This is a genomic window from Pontimicrobium sp. MEBiC01747, from assembly GCF_053601635.1.
Window position 1 is genome coordinate 1 of sequence record NZ_JBSHNS010000558.1, and the last position, 25,698, is coordinate 25,698.

General features: G+C 32.4%; 23 protein-coding genes. 17 read left to right on the forward strand and 6 right to left on the reverse strand.

Going from position 1 to position 25,698, the window contains the following annotated elements:
- From ACVC2P_RS18495 to ACVC2P_RS18515, 5 genes are all read right to left on the reverse strand, one after another.
- Positions 1-909 (reverse strand): metallophosphoesterase (locus tag ACVC2P_RS18495; RefSeq protein WP_452599929.1); only part of this gene is annotated, 909 nt, incomplete at its 3' end.
- 27 nt (positions 910-936) lie between these two features.
- Complete coding sequence (locus tag ACVC2P_RS18500) at positions 937-3,474, reverse strand: beta-mannosidase (protein ID WP_452599930.1); 2,538 nt, start codon at positions 3,472-3,474, stop codon at positions 937-939.
- Complete coding sequence (locus ACVC2P_RS18505; protein WP_452599931.1) at positions 3,422-4,630, reverse strand: PNGase F N-terminal domain-containing protein; 1,209 nt, start codon at positions 4,628-4,630, stop codon at positions 3,422-3,424. The genes ACVC2P_RS18500 and ACVC2P_RS18505 overlap by 53 nt, the downstream gene beginning before the upstream one ends.
- Complete coding sequence (locus ACVC2P_RS18510; RefSeq protein ID WP_452599932.1) at positions 4,627-5,352, reverse strand: copper homeostasis protein CutC; 726 nt, start codon at positions 5,350-5,352, stop codon at positions 4,627-4,629. Before ACVC2P_RS18510 ends, ACVC2P_RS18505 begins: the two co-directional genes overlap by 4 nt.
- A 5-nt stretch (positions 5,353-5,357) precedes the next feature.
- Positions 5,358-7,565 carry a beta-N-acetylhexosaminidase gene (locus ACVC2P_RS18515; RefSeq protein ID WP_452599933.1) on the reverse strand — a complete coding sequence of 736 codons (2,208 nt, stop codon included), beginning with the start codon at positions 7,563-7,565 and terminating at the stop codon, positions 5,358-5,360.
- Positions 7,566-7,710: 145 nt separating this feature from the next.
- On the opposite strand from ACVC2P_RS18515, the gene ACVC2P_RS18520 reads away from it, so the two are divergent.
- From ACVC2P_RS18520 to ACVC2P_RS18560, 9 genes are all read left to right on the forward strand, one after another.
- Positions 7,711-10,647, forward strand: coding sequence for a GH92 family glycosyl hydrolase (locus ACVC2P_RS18520; RefSeq protein WP_452599934.1), 2,937 nt, complete (start codon positions 7,711-7,713; stop codon positions 10,645-10,647).
- An 88-nt stretch (positions 10,648-10,735) separates the two neighbouring features.
- Positions 10,736-12,055 carry a sugar MFS transporter gene (locus tag ACVC2P_RS18525; RefSeq protein WP_452599935.1) on the forward strand — a complete coding sequence of 440 codons (1,320 nt, stop codon included), beginning with the start codon at positions 10,736-10,738 and terminating at the stop codon, positions 12,053-12,055.
- Positions 12,056-12,263: 208 nt separating this feature from the next.
- The gene (locus ACVC2P_RS18530; protein ID WP_452599936.1) at positions 12,264-12,929 is read left to right on the forward strand and encodes a hypothetical protein; all 666 of its coding nucleotides are present in this window, start codon (positions 12,264-12,266) and stop codon (positions 12,927-12,929) included.
- 1 nt (position 12,930) lies between these two features.
- Positions 12,931-13,590 carry a hypothetical protein gene (locus tag ACVC2P_RS18535; RefSeq protein ID WP_452599937.1) on the forward strand — a complete coding sequence of 220 codons (660 nt, stop codon included), beginning with the start codon at positions 12,931-12,933 and terminating at the stop codon, positions 13,588-13,590.
- On the forward strand, positions 13,566-14,342 hold the full coding sequence (locus tag ACVC2P_RS18540; protein ID WP_452599938.1) for a sensor histidine kinase: 777 nt from the start codon (positions 13,566-13,568) through the stop codon (positions 14,340-14,342). Before ACVC2P_RS18535 ends, ACVC2P_RS18540 begins: the two co-directional genes overlap by 25 nt.
- A complete protein-coding gene (locus ACVC2P_RS18545; RefSeq protein ID WP_452599939.1) occupies positions 14,343-14,984 on the forward strand; it encodes a response regulator transcription factor in 642 nt (213 codons plus the stop codon).
- A 164-nt stretch (positions 14,985-15,148) separates the two neighbouring features.
- On the forward strand, positions 15,149-16,168 hold the full coding sequence (locus ACVC2P_RS18550; RefSeq protein ID WP_452599940.1) for an isoaspartyl peptidase/L-asparaginase family protein: 1,020 nt from the start codon (positions 15,149-15,151) through the stop codon (positions 16,166-16,168).
- Positions 16,169-16,264: 96 nt separating this feature from the next.
- A complete protein-coding gene (gene polA / locus ACVC2P_RS18555; protein ID WP_452599941.1) occupies positions 16,265-19,105 on the forward strand; it encodes a DNA polymerase I in 2,841 nt (946 codons plus the stop codon).
- Positions 19,106-19,125: 20 nt separating this feature from the next.
- Positions 19,126-19,545, forward strand: coding sequence for a hypothetical protein (locus ACVC2P_RS18560; protein ID WP_452599942.1), 420 nt, complete (start codon positions 19,126-19,128; stop codon positions 19,543-19,545).
- A 107-nt stretch (positions 19,546-19,652) separates the two neighbouring features.
- On the opposite strand, the gene ACVC2P_RS18565 is transcribed toward ACVC2P_RS18560, so the two are convergent.
- On the reverse strand, positions 19,653-20,921 hold the full coding sequence (locus ACVC2P_RS18565) for a phosphatidylserine decarboxylase (RefSeq protein WP_452599943.1): 1,269 nt from the start codon (positions 20,919-20,921) through the stop codon (positions 19,653-19,655).
- 255 nt (positions 20,922-21,176) lie between these two features.
- Between ACVC2P_RS18565 and ACVC2P_RS18570 the strand changes: the two genes are divergently transcribed.
- From ACVC2P_RS18570 to ACVC2P_RS18605, 8 genes are all read left to right on the forward strand, one after another.
- Complete coding sequence (locus ACVC2P_RS18570; protein WP_452599944.1) at positions 21,177-21,515, forward strand: cyclic-phosphate processing receiver domain-containing protein; 339 nt, start codon at positions 21,177-21,179, stop codon at positions 21,513-21,515.
- A complete protein-coding gene (locus ACVC2P_RS18575) occupies positions 21,516-22,058 on the forward strand; it encodes a DUF1697 domain-containing protein (RefSeq protein ID WP_452599945.1) in 543 nt (180 codons plus the stop codon).
- Between the two features lie 6 nt (positions 22,059-22,064).
- On the forward strand, positions 22,065-22,439 hold the full coding sequence (locus tag ACVC2P_RS18580) for a hypothetical protein (protein ID WP_452599946.1): 375 nt from the start codon (positions 22,065-22,067) through the stop codon (positions 22,437-22,439).
- Between the two features lie 22 nt (positions 22,440-22,461).
- The gene (locus ACVC2P_RS18585) at positions 22,462-22,992 is read left to right on the forward strand and encodes a contractile injection system tape measure protein (protein WP_452599947.1); all 531 of its coding nucleotides are present in this window, start codon (positions 22,462-22,464) and stop codon (positions 22,990-22,992) included.
- A 22-nt stretch (positions 22,993-23,014) separates the two neighbouring features.
- The gene (locus ACVC2P_RS18590; RefSeq protein ID WP_452599948.1) at positions 23,015-23,545 is read left to right on the forward strand and encodes a hypothetical protein; all 531 of its coding nucleotides are present in this window, start codon (positions 23,015-23,017) and stop codon (positions 23,543-23,545) included.
- 3 nt (positions 23,546-23,548) lie between these two features.
- Positions 23,549-23,992: a hypothetical protein gene (locus ACVC2P_RS18595; RefSeq protein WP_452599949.1), complete on the forward strand. Its 444-nt coding sequence runs from the start codon at positions 23,549-23,551 to the stop codon at positions 23,990-23,992.
- Entirely contained in the window at positions 23,992-24,570 is a 579-nt protein-coding gene (locus ACVC2P_RS18600) for a Crp/Fnr family transcriptional regulator (protein WP_452599950.1), read from the forward strand. The genes ACVC2P_RS18595 and ACVC2P_RS18600 overlap by 1 nt, the downstream gene beginning before the upstream one ends.
- A gap of 312 nt (positions 24,571-24,882) precedes the next feature.
- The gene (locus tag ACVC2P_RS18605; RefSeq protein WP_452599951.1) at positions 24,883-25,560 is read left to right on the forward strand and encodes a type 1 glutamine amidotransferase domain-containing protein; all 678 of its coding nucleotides are present in this window, start codon (positions 24,883-24,885) and stop codon (positions 25,558-25,560) included.
- Positions 25,561-25,698: the final 138 nt, after the last annotated feature.

Here is a 25,698-nt window from a genome sequence, read left to right on the forward strand (position 1 = left end):
GTTTAAATCTCCTGCCTTTTTAAAACTTTTTCCCCAGTTTTCTACACCAACTATAGCTAAACGGTCTCCATCTTTTTCTATATAGTCGCTCTCATTAAGTAATAATTTAAAATCTATTTTTTTATGGATATCTTTTATAGCTTGAAAGTTAGCATCTTTTGCTTCTTGAGTTGGCCAAGTAACATATTCTCCATAATCATGATTTCCTAGTACAGAATACTTTCCAAATTTTGGTTTTTTAATACGTTTAAATGTATCTATCCACGGATCCATTTCGCTTGCTTTGGTATTTACAATATCTCCAGTAAACAAAATAATATCGGTATCTTGTTTATTAATTAAATCTACAGCATACTCAATCTTTTCCTTATCATCAAAGCTCCCAGAATGTATATCGCTTATTTGAGTTAATTTAAAGCCATCGAATGCTTCTGGCAAATCGTTAAAATGAATAGTATACCTTAGTACTTTATAATTATATTTTCCTTTGTAAATACCGTATAGTATAGAGGCAAAAGGGATCGCTGCTATACCCAAAGCTAATTTGCTAATAAAAAGTCGCCTGTTAGGCATAAAGTGTTCTGGCTTACTAAACAGGTTACTGTTTGTGAAATAATTGTAGCCTGCTACAAAGAGCCGCATAATATCTTCTCCAAACATTATAAGCAACAACAATAATTTAGGCACAAACATAGGCAAGAAAAAAGCCATAGCTCTAAGAGATTCACTTGTAGGTCCTACACTTCTATCATAATTTAAAAAGACATAAGCAAAATAACCATAGATTAATACAGAGACTAATATATACCCCCATAGCATCCATTGCGTTTTAGATACTGTTTTAAATGCTTGGAAAGCATAAACATCAACGATTATAAAAAAAAGTAATAGTATAAGGTACCTTAACATGAATTGCGTTTTTAATGTTTTGCAAAATTAACGATTAATGGTTGCTCCTAATCTTAGTAAATTGTTAAAGGTTTTTAGCTTTAAGTCTTTTAGTTCTAGAGCTTTGGTTTTAAATTGAATATTTTTAGTTTCATTAGGTAATAAATCGAAAAAATTATCAGAAAAATGTCCTTTTTCATCACTATATAAAAACACGTCTTTTTGAAGGGTTTTACTAGTCAACTCTATAACAAACCCAGTTTCTGTTTTTGTTACAACTTGTTTTATTTCTCTTTTTTGAAGTTCTAAGGCTTTATGTTTTACCAAATAAAACAATGCTGTTTCATTATTAAATGTTGAAACCACCACTACGGCATTCTTGTTTAAATCTAGAGCTGTTAAATTTAATTCGTGTTTAATTTCACTACTATTAGAAGTAACGGTGATAGGTTTAGAAATGTTATGCAAAACCTTTCCATTAAAATCCATTATTTTAATTTTTAACACGCCTTTATATTCTGCAAAATCATCATTAATTACATAGGTACTCAAAGTATCATTTACAACTTTTGAGGATATTAAAACATCTTTAAAAGCTTTTTTTGTTTTATAATGCATGGCTTTCCAATTGCCTAAAAAATCTATACTAGACCAAGAAATTACTGGCCAGCAATCATTTAATTGCCAATATAGCGTTCCCATATTATATGGTTTGGCTCTTCGTTGTGCTTCAAACCCTATAACCATTCCATTTGCTTGCATTAACTGACTCATATATACATAGTCTTCGTCATTATCTGGCACTGGGTAATCTCTTTCCATATAATTCTTTATAATGGCATAGCCTCTTGGGTGTTTTTGGTGTGTATTAAATGCTTTTGTAGAGACTGATGTACTTTCTGTTCCATTTATATACTTAATAACCTCGTAACTTGGAAAGGCCTGAAAACCAAATTCGCTCATAAAACGTGGCACTGCTACTTGCAAATGTTCAAAGGGATACTCGTCATGCCATATCCACCAGTCGTGAGCGTCTCCTTCTGTTTTATATAAAGGGTTTCCGCGACCATATCTAGGAGAACTCTCCCAATAGTCTATTTCTTTATGGTAATCCTTTACAACTTGAGGTAAAAGTGTATCGAATAGCTTAAGATAGTTCCCCCATATTTCGGCTTTTTCTTCTTCTCCTCTTCCTGATTGCCAACCCCATCGATGCCAAGCTTCATTATTTTCATTATTGCCACACCATAATGCTATGGAACTATGGTTTCTTAATCGCTTTACATTATCTATCGCTTCTTGTTTTACGTTTTCTAAAAATGCTTTATCTCCAGGATACATGGCACATGCAAACATAAAATCTTGCCATACCATAATCCCTTTTTCATCGCACAGTTCGTAAAAAATATTGTCTTCGTAGATACCACCTCCCCATACACGAAGCATATTCATATTAGCTTCTACTGCATCGTTTAAAAGATTGTTATAGTCTTCTGTTTTTATTTGATTTTGAAAACTATGTTGTGGAATATAATTTGCGCCTTTGGCATAGACCGGCACGTTGTTTACTTTAAAATAAAACGTTTCTCCAATGCTATCTTTTTCGGTTATTAGCTCTACTGTTCTTAATCCTTTTTTTAGAGTTTGCCTATCTAACACTCTATTCCCATCTTTAACAACGGCTTTTAATGTATAAAGATATGGGTCTCCTATATTATGCGGCCACCATTTTTTTGGGTTTTTAATTTTAAATGGGATTGAGAAACGCTCTTCTACTTTTATAAACTCTTTTTCTACTTTTAAAGCATCGTTTACATAAATCTCAACTGTAACGGGGTCTTCTACACTAGATTTTATTTCAAACGTTGCTTCTATTTCTGCTATAGTATCATTTAATGTTTTTTGATTATAATAAAGGTCTTCTATTTTAAAGTCATCCCACGATTTTAAATAAATTGGTCTAGACACTCCACTAGAGGTTAACACAGGTCCCCAGTCCCATCCATAGTGAAATTGAGGTTTTCTCGTAAAAACACGATTTTCTACAGGTAATTTATAATATAGTTTTTCTTTTTCTTTTGTTTCTGCTTTTGTAGTACTTTCAAAAACAATACGTAATTCGTTTGTTGTTTTTAATAACGGCTTTACATCTACTATGAATTCCCTAAAGGCATTATTTGTTTTTAAAATTTCTGTAGCATTTAAAAATACGGTAGCGTAAGTATCTAATCCTTTAAAGTCTAATTCTAAGTGTTTTTTTAACAGGGTTTCTTCATCTACAGTAAAACTTGTTTTGTATTCCCAATCTTCGGCAGAGATCCATTGCAAATCCAATTCATTATTTGCTACAAAAGGGTCTGCTATTTTTCCATTTCTAAATAAATCGGAATGTACTTCGCCTGGAACTTGAGCACCTTGCCACGTGGTGTCTTTTACATTTTTAAAAACCCAGTTATTACTTAATGTTTTTGTTTTAGGTGAGTCGTCTGTTTTACAACTTACCATTATAAGGACAACAAAAATTAATATCAATCTATTCATTATCGTAAATAATATATGCGGAAACCATCCAGTAATTATGTTCATTTTCTTTTGCTTCTTGGGCTTCTGGTATAGAAAATTTAAATGTATGGGGGTTATTCCCCAAATGCTTTAAAGCTATTACTTCTGGCACAACATCACTTCCAGGACACCAGTTAGATCTAGAAAGATCGGACGAAGCTATATGATCGTTAGAAGTTTCACCTTCCATAAAGTCTTTTGCAACCCATGTTCCAGATGTAGGATTAAAGCGTCTAAAACTAGCGCAATCATCTCGCCAAGGCGCAAATTGTTTTATAACATTATCGTCTAAAGAGATTATATTTTCTTTTTTAACAAACTCATCTCCTTTTGCATGGCCTCCATGTCCTGTTGCTATATAGTATAGCTTTGCATTTTTATAAGCATCATCTGCTGGTATTCTAACTGTAATGCTTTCTTTTGAAAAGCCATCGTAATTTACTTGTTCCCCATTATATTTAACAGTATTCACTATAGGTAGAACTGTTTGTTCTTTTTTAATATGGTTGGGTATATTACTTTCTTTATAATTTATACTTACCGAAATATTATAACCTTGTTTTGTCCATGTGTCTATATATACTCCTATGTATACTTCATCTTCTAAAAGTGGTAATAAATGAGTAACATTTTGAGACCAGTTTACTTCATTTTCCCAATGGGGTATATATGGAGGTTTTCTCTTTTTTGCACGTTCATTATTACTAAAGTATCCAACTCCAAAAGGGGTCATAAAACGCAATAACTCTACATTAGGCATATAAGTAGAATCTTTTATTGTTTTAGATACTACCCCTGGAAAACTATCTTTTAACTGTTCTTTTAAAAACGCTTCATTACTAAAGGACAACATGTTTAAATCTGCTGTGGATGGTATTACAAATAAAGACCCTGATTTATCCCATGGATCTCCATTAGATGTTAATGTAACATTAACCGTTACATTGGGTTGTAACTGGTAGTTAGGTAATTTTACCTTTTTAAGTAATATACGGCCAGCGTCTAATCTTAAAATACCATTACTATCTGGTTTTAAAGCTTGCTTTTTTAAGTTTATATCAAAATATAAATTAGCGTCATTAAAAATGGATTCTGTGATATCACCTATTGATGCTGGTGTTTTGGGCTTAACACAAGCTACTGCAAGAAGCAATATTATACTGTAATATTTTAATCTCATTCGTTACTATTATTTACTAGGGCTTTTATTTTTGATTTGTCTGATACAACATTAATTGTTTCATCAAAAAACTTCGAACTATTCATAGGTATTTTAGGGACTTTATTTATTTGAGATAAAGTCGTTGCTGAGGCGTGTACCTCGGTAAATCCTAGAGCTTTAAAACTTCTAATATTTTCTGAATTTATACCTCCTCCTGGTAAAACAATAATTTTATCATTTGCTAGTTGCTTTAGATTAGCAAGTAACTTTATACCTTGTTCTGCTGCTGTTTCTTGCCCAGAGGTTAGCACTCTTTCTACTCCTAGTTTAATTAATTCTTTAATAGCTTCTGAAGGGTTTGGTGTCCAATCGAAGGCACGATGAAATGTAAATGGTAATGGTTTTGATAGTTCTATTAATTCTTTAGTTTGCTCTACGTTTATAGTATTGTCTTTATTTAAAACACCTGAAACAATCCCAGAACAGCCTAAATCTTTACAAAGCTGAATATTATGCTTCATTATTTCAAATTCTGAATTTGTATAAGTAAAATTACCACTTCTAGGTCGTATTAATACATATACAGGAATTGATAACACATCTACTGCTGTTTTTACTAGTCCATAGCTTGGTGTTATCCCACCAATGGCAAGTTCGCTACACAATTCTATACGTTGTGCTCCTGCTTCTTGAGCGTTAATTGCTGACTGGTAATTACTAGCACAAATTTCTATAATCATTTATTCTATTTTACAATAATTTCGTCTATAAACGTCCATGCCTTATTTCCTGCACCTTGCAAGCCATCTGCTATTACTCCATAATTAGGCACCTTTAATTTTATTATACGAATATCTTTTACATTAAAATTGTTTGCTTTAAAATCTACAATTAACCCTTCTTCATCTACATTATAATACTCAAAATCTAAATCATTAAATGCAATCCCCACTTGTTTAGGTGCATATACCCATTGCCCTCTAGCATTATAAAAACGGGTTTCAATAGAATTAATATTAGTTGGTTCTCCCAAATCTATAGTTACCTCAAGGTCGTCTCCCCAAAAGCCTAACCATTCCTTATCTCCAAATCTATTGTTGCTACCATTAATTCCATTAATTAGTCCTTTACTCCCGCTTCCTCTGTATGTTTTATTAGGCTCAACATTTAATGTTATGTTTTTATTAACTGCTTTATGGTAATTTAGTGTTTGCTCGAATATGCTACCTAATTGTTTTTCTGAATTAAATACGGCTGCTTTTAACAACATGTCTCCGTTAACTGCAATAGGCTTTTTGTAAATTGTAGATGTTAATGTAGGGTTGCTACCATCTACTGTGTAACGCATTGTTTTCCCCTCGGTTAATGCTTGTAATTTATATTGTAATACGTTATTATCAGTATCTAATTTTCCTTTAATTTCATATAGGTGATTTGCATAATTAACACCTAAAACATCCAATCGTTTATTAAAATTTTCTACTCTAGATACAAAGTTATTATAGTCTTTGCGTTTAGAGTTAGACCATACCACTTCACTCATTGCTAATATACGAGGAAACACCATATATTCTACCTTATCTTCAGTTGGCATATATTCTGTCCAAACATTACCCTGCGCACCTAGTACATATTTATGCTCTTCTTCTGTTAGTTCTTTAGGTATTGGATTAAAATTATACACCTTTTCTAGAGGTAAAAACCCTCCTATTGCAACAGGCTCATCTTCATTTGTAGATTGGTAGTAATCAAAATAACAATGAGAGGTTGGTGTATTTATAACTGTATGTTTGGCTTTGGCAGCTTCTACAGCACCTTTGGTTCCTCTCCATGACATTACAGTTGCATTTGGTGCTAACCCGCCTTCTAAGATTTCATCCCATCCAATGATTTGTCTTCCTTTGCTATTTAAATATCTTTCCATTCTAGATATAAAATAACTTTGAAGCTCATGTTCGTCTTTCAAGCCTTCTTCTTTTATTCTACGTTGGCAATCGTTACAAGATTTCCATCTGGTTTTTGGTGCTTCGTCTCCACCTATATGAATATATTTACTTGGAAACAAAGCCAAAACCTCATCTAAAACATCCTCTAAAAAAGTAAACGTATTTTCTTTTGTACAATAAATATCTTCAAACACACCCCATTTGGTTGCTACGTCCACTTGCTCTCCTGTACATCCCAATTCTGGGTAAGCAGAAACTGCTGCTTGAGAATGCCCAGGCATTTCAATTTCTGGAATTATCGTTATTTTACGATTATTAGCATATTCTACAATATCTTTTATTTGTTCTTGAGTATAATAACCTCCATATTTTTTTCCATCAAATTGATGTGGTTGATCGCTATAATGCCCTATTAAAGTCTCTTTTCTATAAGCAGCAATTTCATTAAGTTTTGGATATTTTTTAATTTCTATACGCCAGCCTTGATCCTCTGTTAAATGCCAATGAAATGTATTCATTTTTAACAATGCTAAGGCATCAATATATTGTTTAATAAAATCTATAGAGTAAAAATGTCTTCCAACATCTAGATGCATACCTCTGTAAACAAATTCTGGTTCGTCTTCTATACTTAAACTCTGTATAGCTACTTGCGCTTCATTATTTTCTTTTTCGAAAGTTACTGGTAATAATTGCCTTAAACTTTGCACCCCATAAAACGCCCCTTTGTCTGTAGCCGCTTTAATAGTAATTGTTTCTGGTAAAACTTGTAAGGTATACCCTTCTTCATTTAATAACGAATCGTCTTTTACAAACACAATGGTAGTCGTTCCAGAGCCTTCTTTTAATTTTATTGCACTAGAATTAGCTATGTATGATTTTAAAAACTGAGCAGACACCTTAAAAGCCTCATCATATTTAATAGCTGTATTAGAGTTTAAAATAAATTGCCCTTTATAAATTTCTTGTTTTAATGGTACAGGAATTATATTTGGAGCAATTGGCACTAAAGACGAACTATTATTACAACTAAAAAAAAATAAAAGGGATATAGAAGTAAAAAAAAGGGATATAAAAGTTGAACGATTTAATAATCTATTGCTATACATTTTCTTATATTTAGACGACTATAAATGTACTAATCTATTTTTAATGAAGCTTAAATTTACCCTCGTTTTTATTATTATCCTTACAATATCTGCTTGTAAAAAAGCAGTCGATATTAAACCTGCAAAAAAGGACTCCTTATTAACCTCATATGTTAATCCTTTTATAGGTACCGGTGGCCATGGTCACACCTATCCAGGCGCCACATTACCCTACGGCATGATGCAATTAAGTCCAGATACAAGGTTAGATGGATGGGATGGTTGTTCTGGATACCACTATAGTGACAATTATATTTATGGATTTTCGCATACGCATTTAAGCGGAACTGGTGTTAGCGATTATGGGGATATTTTATTAATGCCTACTAATACCGTACAATTTAATAATGGAGCTAATGGAGAAAAAGGTTATAAAGCACATTTCTCTCATGAAAATGAAGTTGCAGAGCCAGGTTACTATAAAGTGCATTTAGACACCACTAATATAGATGTAGAATTAACAGTTTCTAAACGAAGTGGTATACATAAATATAAGTTCCCTTCTGCAGATAACCAATATGCTATTTTAGATTTAATTCACCGCGACAAAGTATTGGATGCTAAAATTGAAAAAATTTCTGATACTGAAATTACCGGATATCGTTTTTCTGAAGCATGGGCAAAAGACCAACGTTTATTTTTTACAATAAAAACATCGCATCCATTTAACGATATTTTACAATCACCCCCAAAAGAAGGAATGCCTGGCGCTCAAAAAATAGCTTTAAATTTTATTAATCCTAATAACGATCCTGTTTATATTAAAATAGGAATTTCTGCAGTAGATAAAGCTGGTGCGAAAAAAAATATGGAACAAGAGTTAGGAGGAAAAACTTTTGAACAAATTAAAACAGACGCTCAACAAATTTGGGAAAAACAATTAGAAAAAATTGTAGTAGAAAGTGATAATATAGACTATAAAACTAATTTTTATACTGCTATGTATCATACAGCAATTGCTCCTAATTTATACCAAGATGTAGATGGTCGTTACCGTGGCATGGATTTAAAAATTCATGAAACTAAAGACTTCGATTATTATACTGTATTTTCACTTTGGGATACTTACCGTGCTGCCCACCCACTCTACACTATTATAGAGCAAGAAAAAACCAATGATTTTATTAATACTTTTTTAGCTAAACACGACGAAGGTGGTATAATGCCTATTTGGGATTTATCAGGAAATTACACCGGTTGCATGATAGGTTACCATGCCGTACCTGTTATTGCAGATGCCTATTTAAAAGGTATAAAAGGTTTTGATGCAGAGCGTGCTATGAATGCTATGATACATAGCGCTACAAGAGATAAATTAGGCTTAGAGTCTTATAAAAACTACGGATTTATTCCTGTTGAGCAAGAAAGCGAATCGGTGTCTAAAACTTTAGAATACGCCTACGATGATTGGACAATTGCGCAAATGGCTAAAGCTATGAATAAGCCAGATGTCTATAAAACTTACACAGAGCGCGCTCAGTATTACAAGAATATTTTCGATCCTGAAACTCAGTTTATGAGAGGACGTTTTAGAAACACTTGGTTTGCACCTTTCGATCCTTACGAAGTAAACTTTAATTATACCGAAGCTAATTCTTGGCAATACAGTTATTATGTTCCACAAGATATTTCAGGTTTTATAAACTTATTAGGCGGTAAGGATAAACTAGAAGCTAACCTAGATAAGTTATTCATTGCAGAGGATAAAACTTCTGGTCGTCATCAAGTTGATATTACTGGTTTAATAGGACAATATGCTCATGGTAACGAGCCAAGTCATCATATGGCATATCTTTATAATTTTGTAAACAAACCTTATAAAACTCAAGAGAAAATTCATCAAATTTTAACTGAATTATACACAAATACTCCTGATGGTATTTCTGGAAATGAAGACTGCGGGCAAATGAGTGCTTGGTATATTTTTAGTTCTTTAGGATTTTACCCTGTTACTCCAGCATCTAACCAATATATTATAGGTAATCCTCTATTTAAAAAGGCGACTATTAACCTAGAAAACGGCAAACAATTTATCATTAATGCAGCCAATATTAGCGAAACTAATAAATATATAGACCATGTGTTATTAAATGGTGAAAAACTTAATCATACATATATTACTCATAATGATATTATTAATGGAGGCATGTTAGAGTTTGTAATGTCTGCAAAACCTTCTCAATGGGGAACTACAGAAGGGCAAGAACCTAAAACAGAAATTACAGAACATTTAATTGTATCTTCCCCTTTTATTGCAAAAGGAAAAACAGCTTTTAAAGCGTCTACTACAATTGAATTGCAGAGCAACACCAAAGCTGCAGTTATTTATTATTCTGAAAATGATTCAGAATATAAAAAATACGATGCTCCTTTTACCATTTCTGAAGCCTTAACTCTAAAAGTTTATGCTGAACTAAATGGGCAAAAAAGTCCAACGATAACAACCAAATTCTTTAAAATTGATCCTAATATTACTTTAAAACTAGACTCAGAATATGCAAACCAATATAATGGTGGTGGAAAAGATGCTTTAATAGATGGTATATTAGGAGCTCAAGATTTTAGAACAGGAACTTGGCAAGGCTATTTTGATGCAGATGTTATAGCTACAGTAGATTTAGGAAGTAAAAAAGAAATAAACACAGTTACAATAGGCTTTTTACAAGATCAACGCTCATGGATTTTCTACCCAACAGCAGTAGAGTGCTTGGTTTCTAACGATGGCAAAAACTTTAAACCTTTAGCAGAAGCTCAAAACATAGATGCTACCATTGCTTCAGAACATGTTACTATTAAAAATGTTACTTTTAAGCAAACAAAAGCAAATTATCGCTATGTAAAAGTCATTGCTAAAAAACTAGGAGTATTACCAGAATGGCACTTAGGTTATAAACATGATGGTAGAAGCTGGCTATTTGTAGATGAAATTACTATAAAATAACGATAAAGGAACCTATCTGATGATTTTTAAACCAACTTCTGCACAATATTTAACTATTTTGTGGTCTTAAAATTAAACTAACTAAATAATGACACAACAGAAATCTTACAAAAGTTCATTTATACTATTAACACTACTTTTTTTTCTATGGGGGTTTATAACAGTATTAGTAGACTCTCTAGTTCCAAGACTTAGAGAATTATTCACGTTAACTTACTTTCAAGCCATATTAGTACAATTTGCATTTTTTGGCGCCTATTTTGTATTATCCATTCCTTCTAGCTATATCATTTCTAAAATTGGTTATAAAAAAGGAATTATTGTTGGATTATTAACCATGGCTTTTGGTTGTTTACTATTTTACCCTGCAGCATCTTATCGCATATTTGGTGTCTTTTTGGTCGCTTATTTTATATTAGCTGGAGGAATTACCTTATTACAAGTTGCAGCAAACCCTTTTGTTGCTGCCTTAGGAAGTGAAGCAGGAGCATCGAGTCGTTTAAATCTCGCTCAAGCATTTAACTCTTTAGGTACGGCTATTGCACCTGCTATTGGTGCTTTGTTTATTTTAAGCGATAAAGTAAAAACAACAGAAGAAATAGAAACATTAACAGAAACCGCAAGAGACACTTATTATACAGCCGAAGCCTCTGCTGTACAAACACCATTTATAGGCCTTGCCATTTTTATAGCACTTATCGCTGGTTTCTTTTTCTTTGCCAAATTACCTAAATTAATTAGCGAAGAGCGTGTTGGCACTTATGGTGAAGCTTTTAAAAACACAAATTTAATGCTAGGCGTAATAGGTATTTTCTTCTATGTAGGTGCAGAAGTTTCCATAGGTAGCTTTTTAATTAACTATTTCCAAGACATGAATATGCCTGCTTTAATTGCAGACAATAATGTTATGATGAGCATAGCGAATACAGTCTCAAAATTATTTAATAAATCTTTAGAAGGTGCAGACCCCAAAGCACTACTTGGAATATTTGTAATATTCTATTGGTCTGGCGCTATGATTGGCCGCTTTGTAGGTTCATATTTAACCCGAATTATAAGCCCAGGAAAAGTTTTAGGTATTTTTGCTTTACTAGCAATCTCACTAATTTTTATTTCTATTAGTACTACAGGGCTAATTTCTATGTGGAGTATTCTTGCAGTTGGTTTGTTCAATTCTATCATGTTCCCAACTATTTTCACATTAGCTTTAGATGGTATTGGTTCGTTAAAACCAAAAGGCTCTGGTTTACTATGTACAGCTATTGTAGGAGGAGCAATAATACCTTTAATATGTGGAGCGTTAATAGATGCTTCAGGATTTAAAATAGCCTTTATATTTGTAACCATTTGTTATGGATACATTATGTTCTATGGTATAAGAAATAATAAGAAAACAGTAACACTATAAGTTTATTACGTTCAACTTAAATAAAAAACCTATAAATTAGTTTTTGTAGGTTTTTTTTATTTGTAGTTTAGAATTTAGGTTAATTAACCCTACAACTTTAGGTTTCACTACTTATAAAAATATAAAAACATAATTGTTACTTTGCTCAACATAAAAATCACAAATAACTTATTACATTTATTACTTAACCCTAACTAAAAATAATATCATGCTATCTACTATTTTATTAATTATTGTTTTAATTTTATTTGCACTCTACATCTATAAATATCCACCTAAATCATCAACTGTGTCTAACACAAAAATCTGTATGGACTACTCTAATGTTAACATGAATCAACTAGAAGTCGATTTAGTTCGTAATATGATAAGTGGTTATAAAGATTACCAAAAACGATATATTGATAACGCTAGTAACTTAGACGATGCACATTCTATTTGGTTCGATTTAGAAACGCTTAAAACATTTATTTACCATACCGAATACAATACCTTACAAAACAGCAATGTTGTATCTAAACCAGAATTAGGTCTTCGTATTCACTACTCGCGTTACCCAAAATTTGAAAACTGGAAAAACTTTAGTGACTTAAACGATTTAGCTACAGACCCGCTTGGTAAGCAATATGGAGAACACCATACACTTGTTATTATACCAACTATAAAGCGTAAAGATGGTAAACATGTAAATTTTAACCCTTTAGATACTAATACTTATACTAACGGTATGCCTTTTGATTATCCTGGTACACCATCTACAACTACAGTTCCTTCTTTTGGAATAACAAAGAAAGGAAACAATTCTGGAGGCTCTACTGGTTCTCAAAATCATGGTAGTTTAATACCTCCTGCTGATGGCTCTGGAGGATTTTAATATGTTTGAATATTATCCTAACATAGATAAAATAAGACTAGGGTTAGAGTTTATTTCTGCCCTAGTTGCTTTATATTATCTACCTAAATTAAAGCAAAATTATTGGAAATGGTTTTCTTTATATCTAATATTAGTATTCTTACAAGAAGTTTTTTGGAAATTTGCTCCTAATGATATATTTAGTTTTAGAAAACAAGATTATTATGCATTCTTCGGAATACCTATCCAATATTTATTCTTCTACTGGTTATACGCCTCAAAGTCTCTTAATAAGAAAAAGCTGTATTACGCTTGTTGTATTGTCTATATATTCACATTTGTTCCCTTAGAACTATATGAGCAAAAAATAAAAACTATATCTACTATAAATTTAACTACTGGAAGTATAATTATAATTTTTCTAGTCGTTTTAGAATTCTTAAAACAAATTAAAAATGAAGATATTTTAGAATTCAAAAAAAACAAAATGTTTTACATTAATTTAGGCATGATTTTATTTTATGTAGGTACATATCCTTTTTTAGCATTTTATGATGAATTATTAAAAGAACCAAACATATCTCTTTGGAATTCTTACTACCTGTATTTTTTAGTTTCTAATTGTATTATGTATTTATTATTTATAGCTTCGTTTATATGGGGGAAACATCAATCACAATAACTATAATATTATTTAATATCATTTTCCTAGCTTTTATAGCAGGAATCATCATTTTTATACGAGAATACCGCATAAAAAAGAAAGCTCATGTTGAAGAAATTAAAACTAAAAACGAAACTCATAAACGCGAACTGTTAGAAACGCAAGTAGAAATCCAAACCCAAACCATGCAATATATTGGGCAAGAAATACACGATAATATTGGACAAAAACTAACCCTAGCTAGTCTCTACACCCAACAATTAGCCTTCGAGAATAAAGCACCTCAGGTTAATGAGAGTATTGAAAATATAAGCACAATTATTAACGAATCGTTAAGTGAGTTAAGGCAGCTCTCTAAGTCTTTAACCGATAATGCTATAGAAACGCATACATTAAATACCTTAATAGCAAATGAGTGCGGCAAAATTAATGCCTTAAAACGTTGCGACGTCCATTTTACAAATACCGAAAACATTAAAATTGAGTCCTATCAAATTAAAAGTATCTTATTTAGAATTACACAGGAATTTTTACAAAACAGCATTAAACATGCTAATTGCAAACATATTAATGTCGCTTTAATTAAACATAACAATACTGTAACTTTAAAACTTAAAGATGATGGCAAAGGTTTTAACACAAACACCATAAAACCAACAGGTATAGGACTTAAAAACATGAAAAAAAGAACCGCTTTAATAGGTGGAACATTTAAATTAGAAAGTAAAGAAACCCAAGGCACAACACTAACAATAGATATCCCTCTTTAAATGAAACGTACCATTGTAATTATCGACGACCATATATTAATTGCCAATGCTTTAAGCAGTATTATTTCTAATTTTAATCAATTTGAAGTGCTGTATGTTTGCGAAAACGGGTTAGATTTTCAAAAACAACTTAAAAGCAAACCCATACCAGATATTGTTTTATTAGATATTAGCATGCCAGTTATGGATGGTTTTGAAACTGCAAAATGGTTAAAAGAAACACATCCAAATGTACTTATCATGGCTTTAAGCATGCAAGACGATGAGCAAAGTTTAATTAAAATGATAAAACACAGCGCCAAAGGCTACATGCTAAAAAATGTACACCCAACAGAATTAGAAAAAGGATTAAACACACTTGTGGAAAATGGACATTATTTTCCAGAATGGGCAGCAAGCAAAATATTTACAAGCATTGGCGATGACTCTATTAATGCTTCATCAAAAATTTCATTATCAGACAGAGAAGTAGAGTTTTTAAAATACACCGTAACCGAAATGACCTATAAACAAATAGCCGAAAAAATGTTTTGCAGTCCAAGAACAGTAGAAAATTATAGAGATAGTCTTTTCGAAAAACTAGAACTTAAAACCAGAGTTGGCTTAGCAGTATTTGCACTAAAAAATGGTTATGCAGAATAAGTTTATTCATTTTTATATCCTTAAAATAAAAGTTTAGGGAATTGAGACTTGTTCTTTTTCTAAACTGTTAAACCATTTATCAAATCAATTTTAAGATATATTTAAAGCCCCTTTAAATTGAAAAATCCTATATTGCTAGAATAAATTAAACCTACCTAATTATAATGAAACGCCGACACTTTCTTAAAAATGCCTCACTAACAAGTGTGGGTCTAGCAGTTGGAAGCGCTGTAACAAGTTGCAAAGACAATACCCCCGAAAAAGAAATAGCAGTAACAACCAATAAAGCAGATACACAACAAAAATTACCCATTGTTATTGCTACTTGGGATGTACCTAATGCAACAGCAAAAGCAGCATCTGTATTACAAGAAAACGGCTCTATTTTAGATGCTTTAGAACAAGGCTGTATGGTAGAAGAGGCAGATATAAAAAACCAATCTGTTGGTAAAGGCGGTAGACCAGATCGCGATGGTAATGTAACATTAGATGCCTGCATCATGAATAAAAATGGAGATTGTGGGGCTGTAGTTTACATGCAAAATATTACACACGCCATTTCAGTCGCTAGAAAAGTCATGGAAGATACGCCACATGTTATGCTAGCAGGTAAAGGAGCAGAGCAATTTGCTGTTTCTAAAGGTATGAAACGAGAAAACTTATTAACCGAAGCCTCAAAAAAAGGATGGCAAGAATGGTTAAAAGACGCTAAATACAAGCCTATAATAAACATTGAAAACCACGATACAATTGGTATGCTTGCAATGGACAAAAATGGAGATATTTCTGGCGCATGTACAACAAGTGGCCTTGCATATAAAATGGCTGGACGCGTAGGAGACTCGCCAATTATAGGGTCTGGTTTATTTGTAGATAACGAAATTGGCGGTTGCGTGGCAACTGGCTTAGGTGAGGAAGTTGTAAAAACTGTAGGAAGCTTTTTAGTTGTAGAACTTATGCGACAAGGCAAATCACCACAAGAAGCATGTAAAGAAGCGATAAAGCGAATAATAGATAAACCTAACAGCAACTACAAAAACTTCCAAGTGGGGTATATTGCTATGAATAAAAAAGGGGAAACAGGCAGTTTCTCTATTCATCAATGGTTTAGCATGACCAAATTTCAAGATGGTAAAAACGAGAATTTACAATCCGAATACATGATTAAGAATAAAAAAGAATAACACATTATTCTCTTAATACTATAAAAAATCGAAGACCACCACTCAATTTAAAGCATAAGTTTTTGTAGTTTTGAGATTCTATCAAAACATTATACAATGTCAGATCAAAAACGATTGTTCTTAATAGATGCTTACGCTTTAATTTTTCGTGGTTACTATGCATTTATAAAAAACCCTAGAATAAATTCTAAAGGCTTAGACACCTCAGCCATTATGGGGTTTATGAATTCTTTATTAGATGTTATAAAACGAGAACGTCCAGATCATTTAGCAGTATGTTTTGATAAAGGTGGAAGTACAGATCGCATAGAAATGTTTCAAGAATACAAAGCCAATAGAGATGAAACACCAGAAGCTATTAAACTTGCTGTACCATTAATTTACGATATTTTACGTGCTATGCACATTCCTATTATGGTAAAAGAAGGCTTCGAAGCCGATGACGTTATAGGTACTTTAGCTAAAAAAGCCGAGAAAGAAGGATATAAAACCTTTATGGTAACACCAGATAAAGATTTTGCACAACTAGTCTCAGAAAATATTTTTATGTATCGCCCAGTTTTTGGTGGAGGGTACGAAACATGGGGAATTCCAGAAGTGCAGAAAAAATTTGAAGTTGAAAACCCATTACAAGTTATAGACTACCTAGGAATGATGGGCGATTCTGCCGACAACATACCGGGCTTACCAGGTGTTGGAGACAAAACAGCTAAAAAGTTTTTAGCAAAATACGGAAGTATGGAAAATCTTTTAGCCAATACCCATGAGCTGAAAGGAAAAATGAAAGAAAAAATTGAAGCCAATGGTGAATTAGGTATGCTTTCTAAAAAGCTAGCTACAATTATGCTAGATGTGCCAGTAGAATTTGATGCTAAAGATTTTGAAATGTCTGAACCAGATATTCCAGCAGTAACAACTATATTCCAAGAGTTAGAGTTTAGACGCTTAATAGATAATTTTACTAAAACGTTTACCACTCCAGTTGAAAATACTTCAAACGCAAAAGAAGCAAAAACAACGCCAAAAACTACACCTAAAGAACAAGCCGCAGCAGGAGCTGGACAATTTTCATTATTTGGAGGTCAGCCATCTACAGAAACAGAAACGGTTACAGAAAATAGTAGAAAAACAGCTGTTACAACAGCTCATGTATACCAAAGTGTTTCACCAGGAATGGCGATGAAACTATTTATTAAAAACCTTATGAATCAAACCAGTGTATGCTTCGATACAGAAACAACTGGTTTAAACGCATTAACTGCCGAGCTTGTAGGTATTGCCTTTTCTTGGGAGATAGGCAAAGGATTTTACATTCCGTTTCCTGAAAACAGAAACGAAGCACAAGAACTTATAGAACAATTAAGACCATTTTTTGAAAATGAGACTATTGAGAAAATAGGACAAAACTTAAAATACGACATTAAAGTTCTTAACAAATATAATGTAAAAGTAAAAGGGCCTTTATTTGACACCATGTTAGCACATTATTTAATTAATGCAGACATGCGCCATAATATGGATATCTTAGCTGAAACTTATTTAAACTACACACCAATTTCTATTACAGATTTAATTGGAAAAAAAGGGAAAAACCAGCTATCTATGCGCAAAGTACCTTTAGACAAACAAACAGAATACGCTGTTGAAGATGCAGATATTACATTACAACTTAAAGAACATTTCCAGAAAGAATTAGGAGACGCCAATACACAAAAACTATTCGATGATATTGAAGTGCCTTTGCTCCGTGTTTTAGCAGCTATGGAGTTAGAAGGTATTAATCTAGATAAAACCTTTTTAAATTCTCTTTCAGAAGCGTTAAACAACGATATAAAAACATTAGAATCTAAAATATATACCGAAGCTGGTGAAGAATTTAATATAGCCTCTCCAAAACAATTAGGCGTTATTTTATTCGAAAAACTAAAGTTAGTAGATAAACCTAAAAAAACTAAAACAGGGCAATACTCTACAGCTGAAGATGTTTTATCATACTTAGCAAAAGACCATGAAATTATTCAAAATATCCTAGATTATCGTGGATTAGCTAAATTAAAAAGTACTTATGTAGATGCATTACCAACACAAGTAGAAGAACATACAGGACGCGTACATACCGATTATATGCAAACCGTTGCTGCTACAGGCCGTTTAAGCAGTAACAACCCTAACTTACAAAATATTCCTATCCGTACAGAACGCGGAAGACAAGTAAGAAAAGCATTTGTACCAAGAAATGAAGATTATATATTACTCGCTGCCGATTACTCGCAAATAGAACTGCGTATTATAGCTGCGCTTAGTAAAGAAGAAACCATGATTTCTGCGTTTAAAAACGGTGAAGACATTCACGCCTCTACCGCTGCAAAAGTATTTAATGTTCCTCTAGAAGAGGTAACTAGAGCACAACGAAGCAATGCTAAAACTGTTAATTTCGGGATTATCTATGGTGTTTCTGCATTTGGACTAAGTAATCAGACCGATTTAACCAGAAGTGAAGCTAAAGAACTAATAGACACCTACTACGAAACATACCCTAAACTACGTAAATACATAAGCGATCAAGTCGATTTTGCTCGCGATAATGGTTATGTACAAACCGTATTAGGGCGTCGTCGTTATTTAAAAGACATTAACTCTCGTAATGCTGTTGTTAGAGGAGCAGCAGAACGTAATGCTGTTAATGCTCCAATACAAGGTAGCGCTGCCGATATTATTAAAATTGCTATGATTAACATTTATAACAAACTAGAAGCTGGCAACTATAAAACCAAAATGTTATTACAAGTACATGATGAATTGGTGTTCGACGTCTACAAGCCAGAATTAGAGGAAATGAAAACCCTTATTAAAACAGAAATGGAAAATGCATTTAAGCTAGAAGTCCCTTTAGATGTAGAACTAGATACTGGGTTGAATTGGCTGGAAGCACACTAGAAAACATAAAAACAAAAATCATGAAAAAATTAATATTACTATTTATTTCTATTTTATCACTATCATCATTTACAACAAATAAAACAACAATGGATATTGTTGGAAAATGGGTTGGAGAAGAAAAAGGAGACATCGGCTATTTTATTTTCGATAAAGAAGGTTACGCTACTCTAGAAGCCCAAGGACAAGTACTTGGAGGTAAAGAATTTGTAATGAAAGGAAAAAAAGGCTCCATGACGTACCAAGTAAACTATGAGGCAACCCCTGTAGAAATAGACTTAATAGTAACCATGTTGGAAACAAAAGAACAGAAGAAAATGTTATTTATAGCTAAAGCAATAGATGATAATACTATACAATTAGCCTCTTCTTTCAGTACTACAAGACCAACAGAATTTAATGATGTAAACTCGATTATTTTAACAAGAGTAAAAGAGTAACTATATAGTTATATAGTTTATTATAAAAACAAAAACGGCGAATCTAAAAGATTCGCCGTTCTCTCTTGCAAAAGCTATTACTATAGACTTTACAACTAACAATATGTTTATTTATTCCAATACACAGCAGTTTGTCCATACTGGAAATGGATAGGATTGTGTGCGGGATCTTTTTTAAATAAATACAACTCTTTTGGTTCTTTTTCAAACAACATAATAATGTCCGATCCACCAAATTTAAACTTACCAAACTCCTGTCCCTTAACAACTGTTTTGTCTTTAAGTTTATCTATATACATTTCTACACCAGACACCTGAGCCATACCAATGGGTAAAATTGCAACCTTACCAACCGCTTCTCCAGCATCTAAAATAACAAGACCTCTTGCTTGGTTAAATTCGTAACCATCACCCGCACCATCTGGTGCATCCCACTGCCCATCGTCTTTAAGCACTACATTTAAATACACTTTTCCTTGTATATCTTTAATTTCTAAGACCTGTCCTCCTACTGGAGTATGAAAACGATGATAATCGAATGGGCTTAAAAAATAATGCACAAAAGTACCACCATAAAAACACTCTGCATATTCACTATTATCTAAAAGATCATTAACATTTCCAATAGCATGTGTTTGTTTAAAAACAACAGATGTTATTTTCCCATCTTTATCTAAAACATTTCCGCTATTGTCTATAGCATAATCTTGTTGAAATGTACAATCGGCAGGCGCCACTATAGTTTCATTATTATCAGGCTCTGCAATAGGGCGTAATGGAGTTATACCTGTATTACTATCTGCACCGTTAAATTCTCTGTAAAAAAAAGTATTAAATGTATTCCATGTAGGCTCATTCTCTGCATATAAAGGATAATTATACATTGTATCATACTTAAAAGAATGCAAACTCTCTGTTGTTAGCGAAGGTTCTGTATCTAAAAATTCTCCCCAAGCCTTTGCAAAACTTACTAGCCAAGCTGCAAACTCTTTAAAACTTTGCATAGAAATATTAGTCTCAGGAATTTTCTGATCTACCAACCAGTAAAACTGACATAATAAATCGTATACTTTTTGGTTATAGCCATTAGCTTCTCCATTACTTTTCCATGCATTAGGATAACTCTCATCATTACTCTCATTGGGCACTAAACGTACATACAATTCTAAATAATCGTAATACGCATCAATAGTAGTTGGCCATCCATTACCCTGAAACTCATTATTTATAGCTTTATATAAATTTTCATTTAAACTTTCTTTAGCTCTAACATTCGCAACTTTTAAAGATGCCAATAGTGCTTCTTTCATTTCTAAATTTCTATTAAGCATTATTTTTAATGCCTCAACTACACTACTATGTGTTCTATTTGCCATTGTATTTAATTTTTAAAACCTCCTACTCTATCTAAATTTAGCTTTTCGGATTCCGCTATAAGTAATTACATAACAAATGTCCAACAGTACCTCAACATTTACTAGCGTAAAAACACCGATTTAAAAAGCAAGTAGAACTACCTAAGTTTTTTCATCATATTATAGCGAAAGACATATTATTTTGTACTTTTAATCGAAACTAATAAAGAAAAAAAAACAATTGTAATATTGCGATTATATTATTTTAAATAATACATGAAAAAACTTTTCTTAGACGACGTAAGGACCATAGATATGATCTATGATAAATCTATGGAATCGGAATTTGACATTGTTAGAACCTACGATGCATTTATAGAGTACATTAAAACCAATGGCTTACCAAATTACATAAGCTTCGATAACGATCTAGGTCTTAAAGAAGATAAAACCACTGTAGCCCCTGATGGGTTAGCAGCTGCAAAATGGCTAGTTTACCAATCTGGATTAGATTTAAAAAACTTAGAATTTAAAGTACATTCTGCAAATCCAGTAGCAGCTGAGCAAATAAGAGGGCTTTTAAATAATTATATTAAGCATTTAAACACTATTTAAATGAAAACATATATCGCATTTTTAAGAGGCATTAATGTTGGCGGACACCACAAAGTCCCAATGGCAGATTTAAAAGCCGAATTACAGACACTTGGTTTTAAAAACATAATAACCATTTTAAATTCTGGTAATATTATTTTCGATAGCACAAACAAAGACATAGCAATAATCGAACAAAATATAACGCTACACCTAGAAAAAACATTCGGGTTTCCTATTCCCACAATTGTAAGAACAGCAGAAACAATACAAAACATATTAAAAGAAACCCCTTTTAATAATCTAGAAATAACTAAAGATATCAAACTTTATATTTCATTTTTAAAAACTGCTGTAGAACCAAACCTGCAAATACCTTGGGAGAGCGAAGACCAAGCTTATAAAATATTAGACTATAAAAACAAAAATATTATTAGTGTATTAGATCTTTCAAAATCTAAAACAACGAAAGCAATGACAACTTTAGAGCATAGTTTTGGCAAAAACATTACTACTAGAAACTGGAATACACTACTACGAATAGATAAGAAGTTGAACACATAACGAAACATGTTAAAATACTGGAAACCCTTACCTTTTACAACTAAATTTTCTGCTATAGCTTTTATAGTTACACTAACATTAGGGCTATTAAGCATGGGGATTCTCGGTGCACTATTGTATTACACGGTCTCTTTTCTGTTTAACAATTACCCAACATTAAACGATTGGAGAGGCGATTGGGTTTGGCCAACAACAATATGTGCTGGCATGGCATGGGCATTTGGGTTTATTCTTGCTGGTATTGCATGGCATTATTTAAGTAAAATAATAAAACAAATAATGCTATTACGCCTCATTTATGTTATAATACTCTGGTTTTGGGCCGCAATAGTGTGGTATTCAATGATTATTAATAACTTAGAACCAATAATACGCTATTAAAAACTAAATAAGACAAATACAAATGAAAGCCACCACTAATATATTACATCAAAATATTTCTATACCTAATTCAGGAATCGTAATCTTACAATCTTATATTATGATGTTATTTATAAGGCTAGATCTTATAAAAGAGAGAACATTTATTACACAAGAAGCACAACTAGACGCCGTACACTATTTACAATACTTAGTTACGGGATTAGAACAAGCCGAAGTCTCTTTACTCCCATTAAATAAAGTCCTTTGTGGTTTAGCTGTAGATACGCCAATGCAAGATCACATTACTATTTCGGACGATGAGAAAACATTAATGAATAGTTTAATAAAATCTGCTATAGACAATTGGGATGCCATTGGACAAAGTACTGTTAATGGTTTTAGAGGAAACTGGCTGGTAAGAGATGGTCTATTAGTAGAACAGGAAGACCGCTGGGAATTAACCGTAGAAAAAAGAGCTTACGATATTTTATTAATAAAATCTCCATTATCATTTTCAATTATAAAATTGCCGTGGATGACTAAACCCTTACATGTTAATTGGCCATATTAATAACTTCTAAAACTACAAACACATGAAAAAATTAGTACTCACCACCGTATTACTTTGTTTGTTTACAATAGTAACAAAAGCACAAACTACAACCTCTAAATACAACGAAAAAGTAAAAACATTAGACAGTACAATAGAAACCCTATACGCTGTAATTTCTGGAGAAAAAGGAGAAGCAAGAGATTGGGAACTATTTAAATATTTATTCCATCCAGATGCTAAATTAATACCCTCTGGCAAAAGTAAAGAAGGCACATACAAAGCACGTTTTATGACACCAGACGATTATATTAAAACTTCCGGAAAATGGTTAGTAGATAATGGTTTTTTTGAAAAAGAAATACATAGAACAGAAAATACTTTTGGAAATATAACCCAAGTATTTAGTACTTACGAAGCTTTTAATAGCGAAAAGGATACAGTCCCATTTATGAGAGGAATAAATAGTATACAATTATTAAACGATGGTAAAAGATGGTGGATTATTAATATATACTGGACACAAGAATCTAAAGACAACCCTATACCTAGCAACTATTTGCCTAAAAATTAAATTATGATATTAAAAAAAATATTAATATTAGTTGCATTATCGCTTTTTACCAATACGATAATAAGTCAAGAATCCGTTGAAATTAAAGACACAGGTTTTGCAGATACTTCTATTAGAATTAAAACTAATGGTTTTGGGGATATTTCAGTGCGTTTTACACAAACTTTTGCAGATATTACCGTTGGGTTTACAGACCGTAAATACAAAGCCGATTTTATTTTAAAGCATTCTGGATTTGCAGATCGTTCAGTTAGAATAAAAAAGAATGGCTTAGCCGATATCACCATAGTACAAAAAGATATAGGACAAGGAGATGTTTCTATTCAAATTAAAGACAATGGTATAGTAGACTACTTAATCTATTCCGATAAAGATACTATTACAAAAGCTGAAATTATCGCAGCACTCATCAACATTATAAAAAAGAAAGCAGATTACGAAGACTAATGGAAAACAGTATTATATCCGAAATCTTTAAAGACACAGCACTCTCTTCAGAAAACAAACACAACATAGCAAACCATTTTGAAACACTAGAGGTAAAAAAAGGAAATACCATTTTAAATGCAAACGATTTGGTAGCTCATCAATATTTTGTTTACAATGGCTGTTTAAGAACCTATTTTATAGATAAATCAGGAAAAGAACACACGCTTCAATTTGCCATTAAAGATTGGTGGATAAGCGATTTTACAGCTTTCTTTTCAGCATCAAAAGCCATCCTAACCATAGAATGCATACAAGATGCCACACTATTTAAAATCTCTAAACAAAGTATGGAAACGCTCTACAAAGACATTCCGCAGCTAGAAACTTTTTTTAGACTAAAAATGGAAAAAGCATTTGCCAGTTTTCAAAAACGCATACTTGCCAATTTAGCCCTACCAGCAAAAGAACGCTATATTGCCTTTATAAACACCTACCCTAATATAGAGAAAAGCGTAAAAAATTACCACATCGCTTCCTACTTAGGTATTGCAACAGAAAGCCTAAGTAGAATTAGAAAAGACATTGCTACAGGCTAGAATAACAACAACCTACAAGTTAAACTGTTAATTGAGTGTAATAGGCAACCTAATTAACGGGATTATATCGAGAATAAGAATGTTATAAAATTAGTTATCGATATAATTTCTCATGCCTCAAAATCACTCGAACTGACGTCAACTTTTATAATAAACTTAATATGCCTTTTCAAATGCTTTAACAAAGGAAAAACACAATAAGCTCATTTCTTAACATACCTCATTTTTTCATTGTAGCAGCTACACTAAATTTGTAGAGTATATAATCTACATACAGAATATTATTTACACTATACATAAAAACAGATACCCATGAAAAACGTACTATTTGTATTAACAAGCCACGAAGATTTAGGTAATACAGGACACAAAACAGGATTTTGGATAGAAGAATTTGCAGCACCCTATTATATATTAAAAGACAAAGGCGTAAACATAACCATAGCCTCACCAAAAGGTGGGCAACCACCAATAGACCCAACAAGCGCGACTTCAGATTTTGAAACGCCTGCAACCATTCGCTTTAATAAAGATAAAGCCACACAAAATGCCTTAGCAACATCTATTAAGTTAGAAACCGTAAACGAAGCAGATTACGACGCTGTATTTTACCCTGGCGGCCACGGCCCTTTATGGGATTTAGCAGAAGATAAAAACTCTATTACATTAATTGAAGCTTTTTATGCCAATAATAAACCCGTAAGTGCGGTTTGCCATGCCCCAGCAGTATTTAAACATACAAAAAACGCAGATAGCACACCTTTAGTAAAAGATAAAAACGTAACCGGTTTTACTAATACCGAAGAAGACGCTGTAGAGTTAACATCTATAGTACCGTTTTTAGTAGAAGACATGCTAAAAGATAATGGCGGCATCTACTCTAGAAAAGACGATTGGCAACCTCACGCAGTAGAAGACGGGTTATTAATTACAGGACAAAATCCTGCGTCTTCCGAATTAGTAGCAGAATTATTGCTAAAACGATTGTAAACCAATTACACTAATTATATACAAGCGACTTGAAAATAAACCTCAAGTCGCTTTTTTCTTATACTTAATTATAATCATTTTAGAAAAGGTATCTTTAATAATCAACAAGCTCACTTAACTATACATATAGTATACTGT